The organism is Streptomyces sp. 796.1 (assembly GCF_047525675.1).
Taxonomy (GTDB): Bacteria; Actinomycetota; Actinomycetes; order Streptomycetales; family Streptomycetaceae; genus Streptomyces.
This window is the reverse complement of record NZ_JBLIWA010000106.1, coordinates 60,791-76,915: the sequence shown is the minus strand read 5'-3', so window position 1 is coordinate 76,915 and position 16,125 is coordinate 60,791. Positions and strand designations below refer to the sequence as shown.

Here is a 16,125-nt window from a genome sequence, read left to right as displayed (position 1 = left end):
GAGATGGACGTATCCACCGAGGCGGGCACGGACGAAGAACTGCTCGACCTGCCCCTGCCCCGGCCGCGCGAGTGCCCCTTCGGTCCCTCACCCGACTACGCCAGGCTGCGCATCGAGGCACCGGTGGTCAGGGTGAAGTGCCCCACCGGCATGCGCGCCTGGCTGGTGAGCCGGTACGCCGACGTGCGCGAGGTGCTGGGCGACTCGGAGCGGTTCAGCAGCCGCACCGGGCAGGTGCCGCACATGATGGGGCACGCCGACCCCGAACGGCCGGTGCGCCCAGGCGAGTTCACGCGCATGGACGGGGCCGAGTACCAGCGCTTCCGGCGCCACATCGGCCCGGAGGTCGGCACGCCCAAGCGGCTCGCGGAGCTGCGCCCGCGGGTCGAGGCCATCGTCGCCGAGCGCATCGACGCGCTGGCCGCGGCCGGCAGCGCGGCCGACTTCTACGGTGACTTCACCGTTCCGGTCACCACCGCGGCGATCAGCGGCGTGGTCGGGGTGCCGTACGCCGACCGGCAGTTGTTCCACACCGCAGCCGCCGCCGTGTTCAGCGACATCACCTCGGAGCCGCAGATGGCGGCGGCGATGCAGCCGCTCCACGGCTACCTGTACCAACTGGTCCGAGCCCGGCGCGCGGACCCGCAGGACGACGGGGTTAGCCGGATCATCGCCCGCAGCGAGCAGAGCAACGAGCCGTTCTCCGACATGGAGCTCGTGGCGATGTGCGCGGTGATGCTGGTCGCGGGGTTCGACACCACGGCCACCGCGCTCGCCCACGGCATGTTCGCCCTGCTCGCGCACCGGGAGCAGTACGTCAGGCTCCAGGCGGAACCGGCACTGATCCCGAGCGCCGTGGAGGAGATCGTGCGCTGCTTCGGGGGCGCGGCCGGCATCGCCCGGCAGGTGACGCGGGACACCCAGATCGGCGACACGCCGGTGCGCGCGGGGGAGTACGTGGTGGTGGCCATCCAGGCCGCCGACCGTGACCCCGAGCAGTTCACCGACCCCGACCGGATCGACGTGGGCCGACGCATCAGCGACCACCTCGGGTTCGGCTACGGCACGCACCAGTGCTTCGGTCAGCAGACCGCCCGCCTGGAGCTGACGGTGGTGCTGGAACAACTCGTGCGGCGCATCCCCACGTTGCGCCTCGCGTGCCCGGTGCAGGACGTGCCGTTCAAGGCCAACACACCGGTGATCGGCCCGGCTGCGGTGCCGGTGACCTGGGACGAGATCCTGCCGAGCGGAGAGGGAGCACGTTGATGGAGGTCCGGGTCGACGAGGACGGGTGCGTGGCGTCGGGCATGTGCGCCTACCTCGCCCCCAAGGTGTTCGACCAGCGTGATGACGACGGGGTGGTCGTGGTCCTGCAACGGCGGCCGGACGGGGACCAGCACGAGGCGGTACGCGACGCGGTCCGCAACTGTCCGGCGCAGGTCATCTCGGTCGAGGGGGCGGACGCTCCGGAGCCGGGGTGAGCACCGGGGTGGCCGGTCCGTGCGGTCGCGCGGGCCGGCCACCCACCCCGATAGGCCGGCCCTCCGCGCCCGGTGGGGCGGCTCCGGCGGGCCACCCGCGCCGCGGGAGGGGCCGGTCGGGCCGCCCGACACGTGGCACACCCCGCCGGCCGGGGTGCGCGACGGGCCGGGTACGTGGCGTGTCCCCGGGGAGGGACCGGCGGCCGGTGGCGGCGGCCGTCAGAAGGGCGAACGGGGCCGGGCGGCGGGGCGTCAGCTCGGGCGCCCGCTGAACGCCTCGTCACCGGTGAGGATGGCCCGGTGCAGGTCGCGAAGGGGACGACAGGGTTCGAGACCGAGTTCGTCGCTGAGCCGTCCGGAGGCCGCGCGGTAGACCATCAACGCCTCAGCCTGCCGCTCGGACCGGTAGAGCGCGAGCATCAGGTAGCGGTAGAACGTTTCGCGGAGCGGATGGTCGCTGATCAGCGCGTAGAGCTGGCCGACGATCTCCCGGTGGCGGCCGAGGACGAGGTACTGCTCGATGAGGAGTTCCACGCACTGGAGCCGGGTCTCCTCCAGCCAGGCGGCGCAGGTGTTGACGATCGGCCCGTCACGGGCGTCGTCGAAGGCGGGGCCGCGCCAGAGCGCGAGCGCGGACTCGAAGCAGCGCAGCGCCTGTTCGTGCCGTTCGAGCCGGACCAGCTCCTGGCCGTCGTCGACGAGCCGCCGGAAGTCATTGCTGTCGAGCTCGTCGGGGCCCACGCACAGCAGATAGCCGAGCGGTCGGGTGACGATGGACTGGCCGTTGCCCCCGGCGTTCCGGAGGAACTTGCGCAGTTGTGAGACGTAGACGTGCAGCGCCGCATGGGCGCGGCGGGGGGCGCGGTCGCCCCAGATCTCGTTGATCAACTGGTCGGCGGTGACCACCTGTCCGGATCGCGCGAGCAGTGCGGCCAGCAGGACTTCTGCCTTGTGTGCGGTGATGTAGGACGTGTCATCGGGGCCGATGACTCGGATGAGGCCCAGTAGTTCGTATCGCATAGGACTCCCCGGATGCCCTCCGTCGCGGTCAACGGGGCCGGCAGTGCGCGCCCCGGTCAACGGGGGCCGGCAACATGCCCCCGTGGCATAACCACTGGGCACGGCAATAGGTACCGATCCGAGCGATCAATGTGACCTGTTCGATATCGGACGCACGGCGCGGCGCGGCCCGTCGCGGGCGTGCGCCGTGCAGGGGGTGCGTCATGCCTCGCCGCCCCGCGGCCCGCGCACGCCGGGCGGCGGCTCGTGGGGTGGCGGCGCGTGGAGTCATGGGTGCGTGCGGGGCCCGGCGCGGGCTGGCGCGGTCAGTTCAGATGGCTGTCGCCCGTCGGTTGACGCAGGGGTCCCAGAGGTCGCGTACGAGGGTGCGGCAGGGCGCAGGGGCGCGCGGTGGGCGCCTTCGTGGCGCATTTGCGACGGCTCGGCAACCGGTTGAATCGGGAGGAATGGGGACGCTAGTGCCGGGGTGTGCGTATCGCACGGATGGCTGGATCGTCAACGTTCCGCTGTTCTGTCATATGGCGTGAAGTCGGATATGCGGCCAGCATGAAAGTAAGGTTTGGCTAACCTTGGCTCGGTGGTACGTTCTCGGCGCCCAACGACGCCGACGGCGGGCGCGAATGGCCTCCCCATCTCCTGCTAGGAGCGGCTTTCCCCCTCGTGCACACTCCGGTCGGCGGCGTCGCTCCCGGGTCGAGCCCCATCCCCGCACCGGAACGGACGATCCCGCTCATGACGACGGCAACCACACCCTTTCGCCAACTCGATCACTTCGCGGTCGCCGAGATCACCCGTGCCGCAGAGCGCCTTCTCGCCGACTGCGGCACCGCCACCACATCGCCGGAACTCCTGCGCCGCACCGCCGAGGTGGCGGCCGGCCTCAGCGAGGCCACCCGTACCTACTGCCGCCCGGTCGACACCGACCACGGCCTCTACGTCTTACGCGGCCTGCCGGTCGACGAAGCCACCATCGGTGCCACCCCCGCGAGTTGGGTGACGGCCGGCGAGGCGGGCGCGGTCTGGGACCTGATGCTCCTGCTGCTCGCCAACGTGATGGGTCACCCGACGGCCTGGGTCGGGCAACAGGGGGGCCGCTTCGTCCACAACATCGTGCCCGCCCCGGGGCGCGAGCGCGAACAGACCGGGGCCAGCAGCACCGTCGTGCTGGCCCCGCACACCGAAGACGCGTTCCACCCCGGCCGGGCCCACCTGCTGCTGCTCGGCTGCCTGCGCAACCACGACCGGATCGCCACCACCGCGGCCAGCATCCGCCGCGTCCGACTCGCCGATTCCGACGTCGAGACCCTGAGCACATCCGAGGTGCCGATCCTCCCCGACGACGCCTACACGCAGGCGCGCACCTTCGCTGACGACGCGCCCGCCGTGCCCGCGCTCTGGCGCGGCCGTCACGGCCTGACCCTGCGGTTCGACCCGGCCTACACCCCGCTGGAACGGGCCAGCGCGCCGTACCGGGCCGCCTACCAGCGGCTGAGCACGGAACTCGACCGGGTGACCACCTCCGTCAGCCTCGCCCCCGGCGAAGTGCTCGTCATCGACAACGACCTGGTGGTGCACGGCCGGGTGCCCTTCACCCCGCGCTACGACGGCACCGACCGCTGGCTCAAGCGGGCCTCCGTACGCGTCCCCGGGCGCCACACCCGCCCGCCCGCCGAAACCGACGAGCACGGCTACGGCCAGATCACCGTCGAGGCGCGCACCGTATAGCCGGCGGCCCGTGGCCCCGTGGCCCGGCCGTACGAGCCGGCGGGCCGCGGTCGGCGCCCGCAGCGCCAACGGCCCTCCGACCGACCGAATGCGCGGATCGACCGAAGGCGCCGGCCGGTGGAAGCCGGCTCACTGGCCGGCGCCCGTTGGCCCCCCACCGCCCCCCGTGCACCCGTACGCCCGCGCCACCCGGCACGTCGGCACCCGACAACAAGCACGCATCGAGCCGCCCCGTGCCGGGGGTAGGCATGCCGACGGACTGCTCTCGCCGCCTGCCCGCGGGGCGGGAGCCTTGATCGGATCGCGGCGCCGGTGGCACGAGCCGAACTCCCCCCCAGAGCCCCACACCAGCCCCGAGAGCTCAACCCAGACCCCCCACCCAGAGCCCCCACCAGACCCCGCACCGGAACCACGGAAGGGAAGGCCATGACCGACTCCGCCACCACCGCCCGGCACCCGGGTGCACCCGCCGGCGACCACACCGGCCTGCACATACTCGCCGCCTCGGACCTCGCCGGCCTGGAGATATCGATCGCCGACGTCATCACCACCGTCGAGGACGCCTACCGCACGCTGTACGCCGGCGCCTCGGAGAACCCCCGCAAATTGAGCGTCGCACCGCAGGACAAGCACTCGGTCTCGTACGCCATGCTCGGCCGGGACGGCTCGCGGGACGTGGTGGCGATCAAGACCTCGTACAAGCACGGCCTGGACAAAGGGCGTACGGAGCAGCGCTACTACACCACGCTCACGCTCTACGACGACATCACCGGGCTGCCGGTGGCGATGATGGACTGTGGGCGGATCGGTGCGCTGCGCACGCCCGCCGTCTCCGCGCTGCTCGCCCGCGAGTGCGCCGCCCCCACAGCCCGCAGCGCCCTGGTCATCGGCACCGGCACGCAGGGCCGGCTGGCGCTGCCGTTCCTGCTGACCGCGCTGCCCGGTCTCGACCGGCTGATGCTGGCCGGCAGCCACCCGGCCGGCATCGCAGCCGTACGCGAGGAGTTGCGCGCCCACTTCCCCGAGCGCGCGCTGGAGGTCGTCGGCGATCTGCGGTCGGCCGCCGGCGACGCCGACGTCATCGTGGCCACCGCGGGCGGTCACACCCGGGCCGCCGTCGAAGCCGGCTGGCTGCGGCCGGGTGCGCTGACCGTCCTGGTCGGGCACGGACTGGCGCCCTCCACCCTGCACCGCGCCGACCGCATCGTCGCCACCAGCGAGGCCCAGATGCGCATCACCGGCACCGACATGGCCGACGACGCCGGCCGACTACCGCCGGTCGACACCGAGTTCCCGCCGGTCATCGCCGGCATCACGGCCGGCAGGCGAAGCCCCGACGAGCGGATCTTCGCGTACAACAGCGGCCTGGTCGTCACCGACATCGCGCTGGGGCACCACTTCGCCGAGCTCGCCCTCGCGCAGGGCCTGGGCGAGCGAGTGGCGCTGTGGCGGTGACCTCGAAGGGGTCCGCGGCCGGCGCGCCCGCCGTGCCCCTGCATCCGGACCCGGAGTGGGACGCGCTGTGCGACAGCGAACTGCTCCCCGAGCTCAGCCACGCCTTCGGCGGCCCCTACCACCTCCTGTTGCCGCACCGCTTCGACGCCAACGTCGCCGCGTTCCGCGCCGTACTCGCCGATCTCGACGTCCCCGGCGCGCTGCGCTTCGCGAAGAAGGCCAACAAGGCCGCCGTCTGGGTCGAGTGCTGTGCGGCTGCCGGCATCGGCGTGGACGTGGCCAGCGTCGGCGAGTTGCAACAGGCGCTCGGCCACGGCGTGCCAGGACCCGACATCGTCGTCACCGGGCCGGCCAAGGCCGATGACCTGCTACGTCTGGCGACCGCCCAGGGCTGTCTGATCACCGTGGACGCGCTGGAAGAAATCGATCGGCTGCTCGCCATCGCACCGGCCGCCCGACCGCGGGTCCTGTTGCGGGTGCACCCACCGCAGCAGCCGGCCAGCCGCTTCGGCCTGACCGGCCCCGAGGTGGAGCGCGCCCTGCACCGGTGCGCACGGGCGGGTGCGGCCCTGCGGATGGAGGGGCTGAGCTTCCACCTGGCCGGCTACGCGGTGCCACCGCGCGCCGCGCTCGCCGCGCACCTCGTCGGGGTCTGCGCCCGCGCCCGGGGCCTCGGCCTGCCCGCCGACCTGATCGGCATCGGGGGCGGCTTCCCCGTCGACTACGTCCCGCGCGCCGCCTGGCGGGACTTCCTCGCCCACCAGCAGCCGGCGCACTACCACGCGGGCAAGACGTTCCACACCGACGACTTCTACCCGTACCACTCACCCACGCCGGGCGCCGAGGCGCTGCGGGCCCTCCTCACCACCGTGCCGCCCGGCCACCACGCCACCGTGGCCGAACAGTTGCGGGCGGCCGGCCACCGGGTGCTCCTGGAGCCGGGGCGCGCCCTGCTCGACCGGGCCGGCTGCACCGTCTTCCGCATCCAGGGCGTCAAGCACCGGCCCGCCGGCGACGCCCCGCCGGGCCGGCCGGGCGAGCAGCCCGCCCCGTACGGTCTGCTCACCGTGGACGGCACCAGCCTGAGCCTGTCCGAGCAGTGGTTCAACAGCGAGTTCGTGCCCGATCCGGTGCTGGTCACCCCGGCCGGGCGGGCCCGTCCCGGGCGGCCCTACCCGGCGTGCGTGGTGGGGGCGAGCTGCCTGGAATCCGACGTGCTGACCTGGCGGAAGATCATCTTCCCGGACCGGCCCGCCCGCGGTGACCTGCTGGTCTACGGCAACACCGCGGGCTACCAGATGGACTCCAACGAGTCCTCCTTCCACGACCTCGCCCTGCCCCCCAAGGTCGTCGTGGAGTCGATCGCCGACCGTCCCCGCTGGCGCCTCGACCGCCGTACGCCGCACTGATCCATCCCCTAAGTCCAGGAGCCCTGCCATGCCCAAGGCGCCCGACCGCCCCGCCGTGGTCTCCCGCGTATCCGAACTCATCGGCCACACCCCGCTGTTCGAACTGTGCCGCACCGAGACGGACAGCCGGCTGCTGCTCAAGCTGGAGATGTACAACCCCACCGGCACCGCGAAGATCCGGATGGCCCGACAGATGGTGCTCGCGGCCGAGCGCGGCGGGGAGTTGCGGGCCGGCGGCCGGATCGTCGAGTCCACCTCGGGCAACACCGGCCTCGGCCTCGCCGTCATCGCCGCCGAACGCGGCTACGCCTTCACCGCCGTCGTCGACCACCACGCCTGCGCGGACAAGCTGCGCGCCATGCGGGCCCTGGGGGCCGAACTCGTCTACGCCGTCGAAGGGAACCAGGCCGACCTGGCCACGGCCGCCCGCGAGGAGTTGGCCGCCGAGATCGCCCGCGACCAGCCCAACACCGTCTTCACCGAACAGCACAACAACCCCGCCAACGCGACCGGCTACGCGCCGCTGGCACACGAGTTGACGCGTGCCGTCGACGGCCGGATCGACGTGCTGATCGGGGCCGTCGGCACCGGCGGCGCCCTCTGCGGCACCGCCCGCGAACTGCGCAGGACCCTCCCGCACTGCCGGGTCGTCGGCGTGGAGCCCAAGGGGTCCATCGCCTTCGGCGGCCCCGCCCACGCCTACTACCAGTCGGGCACCGGAACGCCGGAGGGCGCCGAGATCGGCGCCCTCGTCGACTTCGACCTCATCGACGCCGGCGTGAAGGTCGGCGACGTCGAAGCCTTCGCCACCGCCCGCGTCCTCGCCCGCGCCACCGGGCTGCTGATCGGCGGCTCGGCCGGCGGAGTGGTGTACGAGGCGCTGGCCCAGATGGCCGCCGCGCCACCGGGCAGCACCGTGGTCGCCCTGGTCAACGACGGGGGTGAGAAGTATCTGGACACCGTGTACGACGACGACTGGATGCGGGCCAGGAGCCTGCTCGACCCCGAGGTGGAGCACGCGGTCGACGAGGCCCTCGGCAAGCTCCGCGGGAACTGAACCGCGATGGCGCTGAGCACTCTGATCCGGGACGGCCGGGCGCTGGCCACGCTCGCCGTCCCGCTGGCCCTGACCCAACTCGCCCAGGTCGCCCTGACCACCACCGACACGGTGATGATGGGCCTGCTGGGCACGACCGACCTGGCCGCGGGCGGATTGGCCATCGTGATCTTCAACCAGCTCCGCACCATGGGGGTGGGCCTGGTGACCTCGGTGGGCAACCAGATCGCCGCCGCCGCGGCCCGCGCGGAGAAGGGCGATGCCACGACCGGCGACGACGGCGCCGAGGTGCGCCGCATCGTCCGGGCCAGCCTGCTGCTCGCCACCCTCGCCGCAGTCGTCGGCGCCGTGGCGATGGTCGCCATCGGGCAGGGCCTGTGCTGGGTCGGCCAGGACGCCGAGGTCGCCGACCGCGCGCAGACCATGCTGTGGGCGCTAGCCCCCGGACTGCTGCCCTGCCTGTGGTTCCAGGCGATCCGCCAGTTCACCGTCGGCATGCGCAAGCCGCAGGCGCTGCTCCGGATCACGCTGGCCTCGGTGGCCGTCAACGCGGCCCTGAACTGGGGACTCATCCACGGCACCTGGGGTCTGCCGGAACTCGGGCTGCCTGGCGTCGGCGCCGCCACCTCGCTCGTCCACCTGCTCTCCTGCCTGGCGCTGTTGGCCGCGACCCGCCGCGACCCGCTGCTGGCACCGCTGCTCACGCTGCGGCTGCGCGGCGCGGACCGGGCGACGGTACGGACCCTGGTCGCGCTCGGGGTGCCGATCGCGGCGACCTACGGTTCCGAGGCGGGCTTCTTCTCCGTCACCACGCTGATGGCGGGCAGCTTCGGCAGCGCGGCCCTGGCCGCCCACACGGCGATCAACCAACTCGTCTACATCGTGTTCCAGATCGCCGTCGGCCTCTCGCACGCCGCGTCCATCAACGTCAGCAGGGAGCTGGCGCTGGGCCGGGTGGCTGCTGCCCGACGGCTGAAGAACACCGCCCTGGCCTGCGCGGCGGCCGTGCTCTCAGTGGTCGCGATCGGCTATCTGACCCTGCCCGACCTGGTGTTGCGCCCCTTCCTCGATCCGGATGCGGCCGGGGACCGGCAGGCGCTTTCCATCGCGCGGGACCTGCTCCTGGTCATCGCGGTGCTCCAGTTCTTCGACTGCGCGCAGAACATCGGAGTCGGCCTGTTGCGCGGCCTCGACGACACCAAGAGCGGCTTCCGGATCACCCTCGTCGGCTACTGGTGCGTGGGCCTACCCGCTGCGGCCCTGCTCGGGTACGCCGCCGGCGCCGACACCATGGGCATCTGGCTCGGCCTGCTCATCGGCCTCGCCACCACCGCGGTGCTGCTCCTGGTCCGCTACCACCGGGCGCTCGCCCTGCGGGAACAACCGCTGCCCCCGGACCGCCCGGCCGAGGTCACCTGACGGCCCCGCCACACGCCCGCCCGCGCGCGGTGCCCCCGCGGCCGATCCCGTACGTCATCACGGCGTACGGGATCGGCCGCGGCGTCCGCATGTCACGGGCGCGTACGGGGCCCGCCAGGGCGCGGCCAGTCACCGTCACCACCGGGGCCCCGGACGCGGTACGCGCTGGGCGACTCGCGCCAAAAGTGCCGCATACGGAGCTGGCGGTCCGCAGGGCTCCACCGAACCGATCCACGGTGTTCACCTCAGGAGATCCATCCCGTGCCACGCTGCCATCGGCCGAACGACAGTTCGTCCGGACGGCGCCGGCGCGTACCACCCGGTGCGGCGGCCGTCCGGCACTGGGGAGAGGACACCGACCATGCGCCACCACCGAGTCGCCCGCTGGAAGACGCTGCCCCTGCTGACCGCCGTGGCCCTGGGGGCTCTCGTTGTGCAGAGCTCGGCAGTCGCTGCAAGTTCTACGCGCGAAGACCGGCAGTCTGAGCGGATATCGACCGCTTATGCCGAGTACGACGACACGTACTACAAGGACGCCATCGGCAAGACCGGTGAGCCGCTGAAGGCGGCGCTGCACCAGATCATCAGCCGCAACACCAAGAAGCTCTCCTACAGCCAGGTGTGGGACGCGCTGAAGGCCACCGACCAGGACCCGGCCAACGCGGCCAACGTGATCCTGCTGTACACCGGCCGCTCGCAGAGCAAGAACTCCAACGGCGGCGGCGCCGACCAGTGGAACCGCGAACACGTGTGGGCCAAGTCGCACGGCGGCTTCGGCACCGCGACCGGCCCCGGCACCGACATCCACCACCTGCGTCCCACCGACGTGTCGGTCAACAGCACCCGCGGCAACAAGGACTTCGACCTCGGCGGCAGCCCGGTCGCCGAGGCACCGGGCAACCGGACCGACAAGGACTCCTTCGAGCCCCGCGACCAGGTCAAGGGCGACGTCGCCCGCATGATCCTCTACATGGCCGTGCGATACGAGGGCGGCGACGGGTTCCCCGACCTTGAGGTCAACGACCGGGTGAACAACGGCTCCAACCCCTTCCTCGGCCGGCTTTCGGTGCTCAAGAAGTGGAACGCCCAGGACGCCCCGGACGCCTTCGAGAAGAAGCGCAACCAGGTCATCTTCGACAAGTACCAGCACAACCGGAACCCGTTCATCGACCACCCGGAGTGGGTCAACAAGATCTGGAAGTGACGGTGTAGGGCGGGAGACGGAACGTTCCCGCCGCACCGGGTGGCGCCCCGGCCGATGGTCGGGGCGCCACCCGCGCGCGTGCCGGATGCGACGTCCGGCCGCGCGGGTCAGCCCAGTTCGAGGCTGGTGACCGCCCAGGTGCCGGCCGTCTTGGTCGCCGGCGCCGGCCCGGTGTACATGCGGGTGGTCACGGAATCCACCCGCAGCCCCCGCGAGGTCGCCAGCGCGGCGGATTCCGCGTGCGGCTCCGGGGCGTCCACGAAGACCTGCTCACCCGGCGGAACGTCGGCGACCAGAGCATCGAAGAGCGCCTCGGCCCCGGCCCGGTCGTCGGCGAACAGCGGCCCGACCCGCCAGCCGTTCTGCGCCGGGCGGACGACCCCGTAGCCGGTCACCCGCCCGTCCACGAGTCGCACGTGCGCCCGGTGCCCGTCGGCGGTCAGCCACCGCTCGACGAAGGCGGCGCGCTCGGCGGGGAAGTGCGGGCGGTCGAACGCGGCGACGGCCGCGAGGTGTTCAGGGCCGACCGGCACCACCCCGGCCGCCGGCGCACCCGAACGCACGGGCACCCCGGCGTACCGGGTCGTGTCGTACGCGGGGATGAACCCCGACCTGCGGTAGGTGTCCCGCTGCGCGGGCACCGCGTCCAGCCCCACCAGCCGGTCGCCGGCGTGCAGCATGCCGGCCCGCCAGGTGGCGAGGCCGATGCCGTTCCCGCGGTGCTCGGGGTGGACCAGGTAGAAGCCGAGGAAGGCGTAGTTCGGCGCGTAGTTGACGACCGAGACCGAGGAGATGGGATAGCCACCGATGCGGCCGAGGAGGAAGCCGTCCGGGTCGGTGGGGTGGAAGCAGGCCGCGTCGCGGTGCCCGGGGTTCCAGCCCTCGGCCGCTGCCCACTGGGCGACCTGGAGCCAGTCCTGGAGCGTGGTGCTGTCGACCGAGAGCAGCGCGACCTCGTCGGTGTGCGGCGGGGCCGCGGAGTGCTCGTCACCGATGCCGTAGGCGGCTGCCGTGTCGAGGGGGTCCATCGTGCTGGGACGTCCTTCCGGTTGCGGGCGGGCCGCGGTCGCGGCCCGTTCGGGGGCGGGTTGGCGGCTAGATGAGGTCCATGGCGGCGACCTCGTCGGGCCGGCCGTAGCTGACCGGGCCCTGGAAGCGGCGGCGGGCGCTGGCGAACCACCACACCGTAGCGATGAGGAGTACCACTGCGAGGGCGATCGGCGCGTAGTTGAAGGAAGTCGCCGTGATGGGTGAGGCGTGCGGCAGCATGAACAGCACGCTGCTGAGCACGATCCACACCACCGCGACCCGGCCGATGGCCTTGCCGTACCGGCCCAGGTGCCACGGCCCGGGCTGGAAGTCGTCGAGCCGCAGCCGCAGGAAGATCGGTATGGCGTACGAGAGGAAGAGCCCGACCACGTTCACGCTGACCACGGCGGTGAACGCGGTCTGCGACCACCAGCCGGGAATCACCAGGATCAGCGAACAGACGGCGGCCAGCCACACGGCCTTGACGGGGGTACGGGTCCGCGGCGAGACGGAGTGCCACCAGTGGGAGCCCGGCATCGCTCCGTCGCGCGAGAAGGCAAAAATCTGCCGGGTGTTGCTGGTCATATTCGCCAGACCACAGAAGAGCATGGCGCCGATCACGATGAGCAACAGCACTTTGGCCGTACCGGTGCCCAGCGCATCGATGAGGATCTGCACCGGCGGTGCGTCGGCATTCGCTTCCTTGCCGTAGTCACGGATCGCGTAGACCAGCGCCAGCATGAGGATCAGGCCCGTCACCGCGGAGTAGCCGATGGCCCGCATGATCCCGCGCGGTGCGTTGACGGTCGCCTGCACCGTTTCCTCGGACATGTGGAAACTGCCGTCGAATCCGGTGAAGGTCCAGCTCGTGACGAGAAGGCCGAGCATTCCGCCGTAGAACGCGTTGGTGAATCCCGTGTCGTTGACGAAATGCGTGACGAACGACGCCGACTGGTGGTGGTCGGGTTCGACGGCCAGCACCGTCACGATCACCACCATGCCGATCAGCAGCCACCACACCGAGATCCGGTTCATCACCGCGACGAGCTGCACCGTGTAGGTGTTGGCCAGCGCCTGGACCACCAGGATGGCGGCCGTGATGAGGACGGTGCGCTCGCCGGTCACGTGGTACGAGGGCCACTGCATCGCCAGATACGCCTGGATGAAGGTGGCCGCGGCGTAGCCGGTGGCCGCGGTGCCGCCGACCTGGCCGACGAAGTTCAGCCAGCCGGTGTACCAGGACCAGGCCCCGCGGTGTCGTTTGGCGAGCTTTCCGGCGGAGAAGTAAAGGGCGCCGCTGGTCGGGTAAGCGGAAGCGATTTCGGCCATTGAAGCGCCGACGAACAGGACCATGATGGAGACCGCGATCCAGCCGAATACTAAAATGCGTGGACCGCCGGCCGACATCCCGAACCCGAAGGAGGAGAAGATGCCGGAGATAATGTTGATGATGGTGAAGGATATCGCGAAATTATCAAAGGCTCGAAAGCGCCGAGTCAGTTTGCGCGGATATCCCATCGCATGCAGCGTCGCATCGTCATCGAGCGGCCCCGGCGTACTGGGACGACTCGTGGGCGTACGAGCGCGAAATGCGTGGTCGGACACGATCGAGACCTTTCCTGGGGGTGGGAGAAAGACCTCGCCGCGCGGCTGCCGAACTGCCCCGCGACGGACGTACTCGGAGGGAAGTCAGGGGGCGCCGGGGACCGGGAGGCCGCATTGCCGCCGGGCCCGGCTGAGCTGGTCCGCCGGATCGCCGAACACGCTCCAGGGCATGCGCGATGCGTACGGGCCCATCGCGGTGAAGACGGCCCTGGCCTCGAAGGTCCGCCCGGCCATGACCAACGCGTGGGCCAGATAGGCCAGGTCGAGCACGGGCGTGAAGCGGCCGGTGGCCACGTGCGGGAACCAGTACTGGTAGACGCTGAGCGCGGTCGTCCGCCACTGGGGCTCCTCCCAGACCCGGTCCGCCAGCGGAGAGGCGGTCTTGGCGACGTAGTGCCCCTCCACGAGCGTCACCAGCGGCAGCAGGCGCAGCGCGGAGGAGGCCGGCGCGCGCTGTCCGAGGAAGGCGGCGACGTCCCAGGCGGCGTTGGCCGAACCGCCGTTGCGGGCGAAGAAGAACGCCAGGAACCTGTGGTGCGCCTCCCGGTGCCAGGGGTCGAGCCGCAGGATGCGGGCGAACAGGTACCAGGGGCCCGGGGGAGCGGTGAGCAGGCCGCGCGGCGCCGGATCGCGCGCCTGGTGCAGATGGGCCAGGCCCAACAGGGCCACCCAGGGCGTCGGGTCGTGCGGGGCCATCTCGGCGGCCCGCTCGCACGCCGCGGTGGCGATGCGGCCGAGTGCGGTGGCCCTGCGGTCGTGGCCGTCGGCGGCCCGTGCGGCGCGCAGCACCGCGACCCTGGCCCACAGCAACGTCGCCTCCGGGCTCGGCTCTTCGGCCAGCCAGCGTTCGGTCAGGTCGGAGTCGGCCGCCTCGGAGGCCAGGACGAGCGCCCGGTGGGCGCGGAGGCCGAAGTCGCCGTCCGCCTCCCGCAGCGCCTCGCGCGCGCTCCAGTAGCGCCCGGCCCGCACGTCCACGCAGGCACTGGCGAGTTGACGGTCATCGGCCGCCGGATGCCACACGTACTGTCCCTCGAATACGCCCGCGGACATGCTCTCCTGCCGTTCCTGTCGACGACTCCACCCACCCGCACCTCCTGCCCGTGCCACTTTCAGGCCCGAAATCGCACGGGCGTAACTGGCGGCAGGGGCCACACCATACTCAGCATCACAACGGTTCGAAACGGGTCACCCACATGAGCTGGTTTCCCGTCAGTTATCGCTCAGCGGGCGCGGGTTGGGATCGGCGAATCCCGCGGCTTTTCTGTCACAAGCTGACTTGAATTATGTGTTTGGCATATGCAAAACGGCTTGGTCACGGCAACGCTGTTCGCTTTGCGCTGAGTTCAATACGGCGTTCAACAGATGCCGTAACCGGGAAGCCGCGGAACCGTGGCGCAATCCGGCACGTGGGTGGTGCGGGGTTGTGCCGTGAGGGCCGGTCGTGCGGGTCTGGTCGTACGAGTTGGCTGTGGGGCGGGCGCGCGGTCTGGCCCGTGCGGTTTGGTTGTCGGGCTGGGCGCACCGGGTGGTCGTCGGGCGCCAGCACAGCCGAAGGCCCGCCGACAGCGGGTGTCGACGGGCCGGTGGTGGCAGTCCCGCGGCGCGGCGCATCCGGTGCTCGCCACGGGCGAGCAGGGGGCGCTGGGGGCACGGGGGTTGGGGTGCGGAGTATGGGGAGTATGGGGCCGCGGGGTCAGCTTCCGGTCAGGTCCCGGAAGCGCTCGAAGGTCTCGGTGCCCTCGTCGTCCCAGACGATGGTGAGCGTGTTCCCGGTGAGCGTGACGTCGCCGCCCAGGTCCTTGTCCTTCTTGCCGTCGCGCTCGCACAGCAGCGCCAGCCGCCAGGACTTGCCCGGGGTGCGCTCCTCGCGCAACCCCTTGCACTGGAGACCGCCCTTGACCATGGCGGCGCCGTCTCGCCCCGCCGTCGCGGAACCCTGTCCACCCTTGGCCATCGCCAGCATCCGACCGTCCTTGGTCGAGCGCCACACGCCTTCAATGCCGGAGCCGGTGGGGCCGAGGTCGGACGGGCTCGGCAGGGCGGTCGGGCTCTCGCTGGGAAGCACCTCGTCCGGCGTCGTCGACGGCTGCGCGGTGGGCGTGGGCGTGCCGTCGGCGTCCTGGCTCTGCTGGGCCACCGGCTTCTTGTCGCCGCCGTCATCGCTGCGGGTGGCGAGGAAGACGCCGCCGGCTATCGCCAGCAGCGCCACCACCGCACCGCCCACGATCCACGCCGTCCTGCGCCGCCCGCCACCGCCGCCCGGCGGCGGATACCCGCCGTAGGGCTGCTGCGGCGCCCCGTACGGACCCGGCTGCGGCGCCCCGTACGGCCCGGGCTGCTGGGGCGCTCCGTAGGGACCCGGCTGCTGTGGCGGCGCCCCGTAGGGCCCCGGCGGCTGCTGTCCGTAGGGCGCGCCCGGTCCGCCCTGCGGGTCCTGGCCCGGCGGCGGACCGTACGGCGCGGGCTGGCCGGGCGGGGAGCCCTGTCCGTACGCGGGGGCGCCCTGGTCCTGCGGCCCCCCGTAGCCGTAGCCGGGCTGGCCGGCGGGGGGTTGGTACGGGCCGGGCTGCGGCGGTTGTGGGGGCTGCCCGGGGCCGGGCGGGGGCGGTGCGCCGAAGCCGCCTTGAGGTGGCTCGTGGGGAGGCTGAGTCATCGGCGTGCTCCTCTGTGTGCGGACCGGGTCAGCGTACCGCCGTACGGACTAACGGCCGAGGTGCCGTC

At 72.0% G+C, this 16,125-nt stretch carries 13 protein-coding genes; 8 read left to right on the top strand and 5 right to left on the bottom strand.

Going from position 1 to position 16,125, the window contains the following annotated elements; genetic code table 11:
• Window positions 1-3 precede the first annotated feature (3 nt).
• Together ACMA1D_RS32095 and ACMA1D_RS32090 are read left to right on the top strand one after the other, a co-directional pair.
• Window positions 4-1,266 carry a cytochrome P450 gene (locus tag ACMA1D_RS32095; RefSeq protein WP_414727493.1) on the top strand — a complete coding sequence of 421 codons (1,263 nt, stop codon included), beginning with the start codon at window positions 4-6 and terminating at the stop codon, window positions 1,264-1,266.
• On the top strand, window positions 1,266-1,481 hold the full coding sequence (locus ACMA1D_RS32090) for a ferredoxin (RefSeq protein ID WP_414727492.1): 216 nt from the start codon (window positions 1,266-1,268) through the stop codon (window positions 1,479-1,481). Before ACMA1D_RS32095 ends, ACMA1D_RS32090 begins: the two co-directional genes overlap by 1 nt.
• A gap of 252 nt (window positions 1,482-1,733) precedes the next feature.
• Here the strand turns inward: ACMA1D_RS32090 and ACMA1D_RS32085 are convergent, their stop codons facing one another.
• Complete coding sequence (locus tag ACMA1D_RS32085) at window positions 1,734-2,501, bottom strand: AfsR/SARP family transcriptional regulator (protein ID WP_414727491.1); 768 nt, start codon at window positions 2,499-2,501, stop codon at window positions 1,734-1,736.
• Window positions 2,502-3,233: 732 nt separating this feature from the next.
• Here ACMA1D_RS32085 and ACMA1D_RS32080 point away from each other — a divergent pair.
• The 6 genes from ACMA1D_RS32080 to ACMA1D_RS32055 all read left to right on the top strand — a co-directional run bounded on the left by ACMA1D_RS32080 (window position 3,234) and on the right by ACMA1D_RS32055 (window position 10,770).
• Window positions 3,234-4,226: a TauD/TfdA family dioxygenase gene (locus ACMA1D_RS32080; protein WP_414727490.1), complete on the top strand. Its 993-nt coding sequence runs from the start codon at window positions 3,234-3,236 to the stop codon at window positions 4,224-4,226.
• Window positions 4,227-4,652: 426 nt separating this feature from the next.
• On the top strand, window positions 4,653-5,681 hold the full coding sequence (locus ACMA1D_RS32075) for an ornithine cyclodeaminase family protein (protein ID WP_414727489.1): 1,029 nt from the start codon (window positions 4,653-4,655) through the stop codon (window positions 5,679-5,681).
• Window positions 5,678-7,090, top strand: a complete 1,413-nt coding sequence (locus ACMA1D_RS32070; protein ID WP_414727488.1) for a Y4yA family PLP-dependent enzyme — start codon at window positions 5,678-5,680, stop codon at window positions 7,088-7,090. The genes ACMA1D_RS32075 and ACMA1D_RS32070 overlap by 4 nt, the downstream gene beginning before the upstream one ends.
• 28 nt (window positions 7,091-7,118) lie before the next feature.
• Complete coding sequence (locus ACMA1D_RS32065; RefSeq protein ID WP_414727487.1) at window positions 7,119-8,147, top strand: cysteine synthase family protein; 1,029 nt, start codon at window positions 7,119-7,121, stop codon at window positions 8,145-8,147.
• Between the two features lie 6 nt (window positions 8,148-8,153).
• The gene (locus ACMA1D_RS32060) at window positions 8,154-9,566 is read left to right on the top strand and encodes an MATE family efflux transporter (RefSeq protein WP_414727486.1); all 1,413 of its coding nucleotides are present in this window, start codon (window positions 8,154-8,156) and stop codon (window positions 9,564-9,566) included.
• A gap of 361 nt (window positions 9,567-9,927) precedes the next feature.
• On the top strand, window positions 9,928-10,770 hold the full coding sequence (locus ACMA1D_RS32055) for an endonuclease I family protein (protein ID WP_414727485.1): 843 nt from the start codon (window positions 9,928-9,930) through the stop codon (window positions 10,768-10,770).
• Between the two features lie 107 nt (window positions 10,771-10,877).
• Here the strand turns inward: ACMA1D_RS32055 and ACMA1D_RS32050 are convergent, their stop codons facing one another.
• The 4 genes from ACMA1D_RS32050 to ACMA1D_RS32035 all read right to left on the bottom strand — a co-directional run bounded on the left by ACMA1D_RS32050 (window position 10,878) and on the right by ACMA1D_RS32035 (window position 16,057).
• Complete coding sequence (locus ACMA1D_RS32050) at window positions 10,878-11,798, bottom strand: GNAT family N-acetyltransferase (RefSeq protein ID WP_414727484.1); 921 nt, start codon at window positions 11,796-11,798, stop codon at window positions 10,878-10,880.
• A 67-nt stretch (window positions 11,799-11,865) separates the two neighbouring features.
• Window positions 11,866-13,317 carry an amino acid permease gene (locus tag ACMA1D_RS32045; RefSeq protein ID WP_414727584.1) on the bottom strand — a complete coding sequence of 484 codons (1,452 nt, stop codon included), beginning with the start codon at window positions 13,315-13,317 and terminating at the stop codon, window positions 11,866-11,868.
• A 171-nt stretch (window positions 13,318-13,488) separates the two neighbouring features.
• A complete protein-coding gene (locus tag ACMA1D_RS32040) occupies window positions 13,489-14,454 on the bottom strand; it encodes a hypothetical protein (protein WP_414727483.1) in 966 nt (321 codons plus the stop codon).
• A gap of 643 nt (window positions 14,455-15,097) precedes the next feature.
• Window positions 15,098-16,057, bottom strand: coding sequence for a hypothetical protein (locus ACMA1D_RS32035; RefSeq protein WP_414727482.1), 960 nt, complete (start codon window positions 16,055-16,057; stop codon window positions 15,098-15,100).
• Window positions 16,058-16,125 lie beyond the last annotated feature (68 nt).

What these genes read in the sequence shown, in the direction of transcription:
- ACMA1D_RS32095 (WP_414727493.1), top strand. Translation starts at nt 4, where the DNA reads ATGGACGTATCCACCGAGGCGGGCACGGACGAAGAACTGCTCGACCTG.
- ACMA1D_RS32090 (WP_414727492.1), top strand. Translation starts at nt 1,266, where the DNA reads ATGGAGGTCCGGGTCGACGAGGACGGGTGCGTGGCGTCGGGCATGTGC.
- ACMA1D_RS32085 (WP_414727491.1), bottom strand. Translation starts at nt 2,501, where the DNA reads ATGCGATACGAACTACTGGGCCTCATCCGAGTCATCGGCCCCGATGAC.
- ACMA1D_RS32080 (WP_414727490.1), top strand. Translation starts at nt 3,234, where the DNA reads ATGACGACGGCAACCACACCCTTTCGCCAACTCGATCACTTCGCGGTC.
- ACMA1D_RS32075 (WP_414727489.1), top strand. Translation starts at nt 4,653, where the DNA reads ATGACCGACTCCGCCACCACCGCCCGGCACCCGGGTGCACCCGCCGGC.
- ACMA1D_RS32065 (WP_414727487.1), top strand. Translation starts at nt 7,119, where the DNA reads ATGCCCAAGGCGCCCGACCGCCCCGCCGTGGTCTCCCGCGTATCCGAA.
- ACMA1D_RS32060 (WP_414727486.1), top strand. Translation starts at nt 8,154, where the DNA reads ATGGCGCTGAGCACTCTGATCCGGGACGGCCGGGCGCTGGCCACGCTC.
- ACMA1D_RS32055 (WP_414727485.1), top strand. Translation starts at nt 9,928, where the DNA reads ATGCGCCACCACCGAGTCGCCCGCTGGAAGACGCTGCCCCTGCTGACC.
- ACMA1D_RS32050 (WP_414727484.1), bottom strand. Translation starts at nt 11,798, where the DNA reads ATGGACCCCCTCGACACGGCAGCCGCCTACGGCATCGGTGACGAGCAC.
- ACMA1D_RS32045 (WP_414727584.1), bottom strand. Translation starts at nt 13,317, where the DNA reads ATGGGATATCCGCGCAAACTGACTCGGCGCTTTCGAGCCTTTGATAAT.
- ACMA1D_RS32040 (WP_414727483.1), bottom strand. Translation starts at nt 14,454, where the DNA reads ATGTCCGCGGGCGTATTCGAGGGACAGTACGTGTGGCATCCGGCGGCC.
- ACMA1D_RS32035 (WP_414727482.1), bottom strand. Translation starts at nt 16,057, where the DNA reads ATGACTCAGCCTCCCCACGAGCCACCTCAAGGCGGCTTCGGCGCACCG.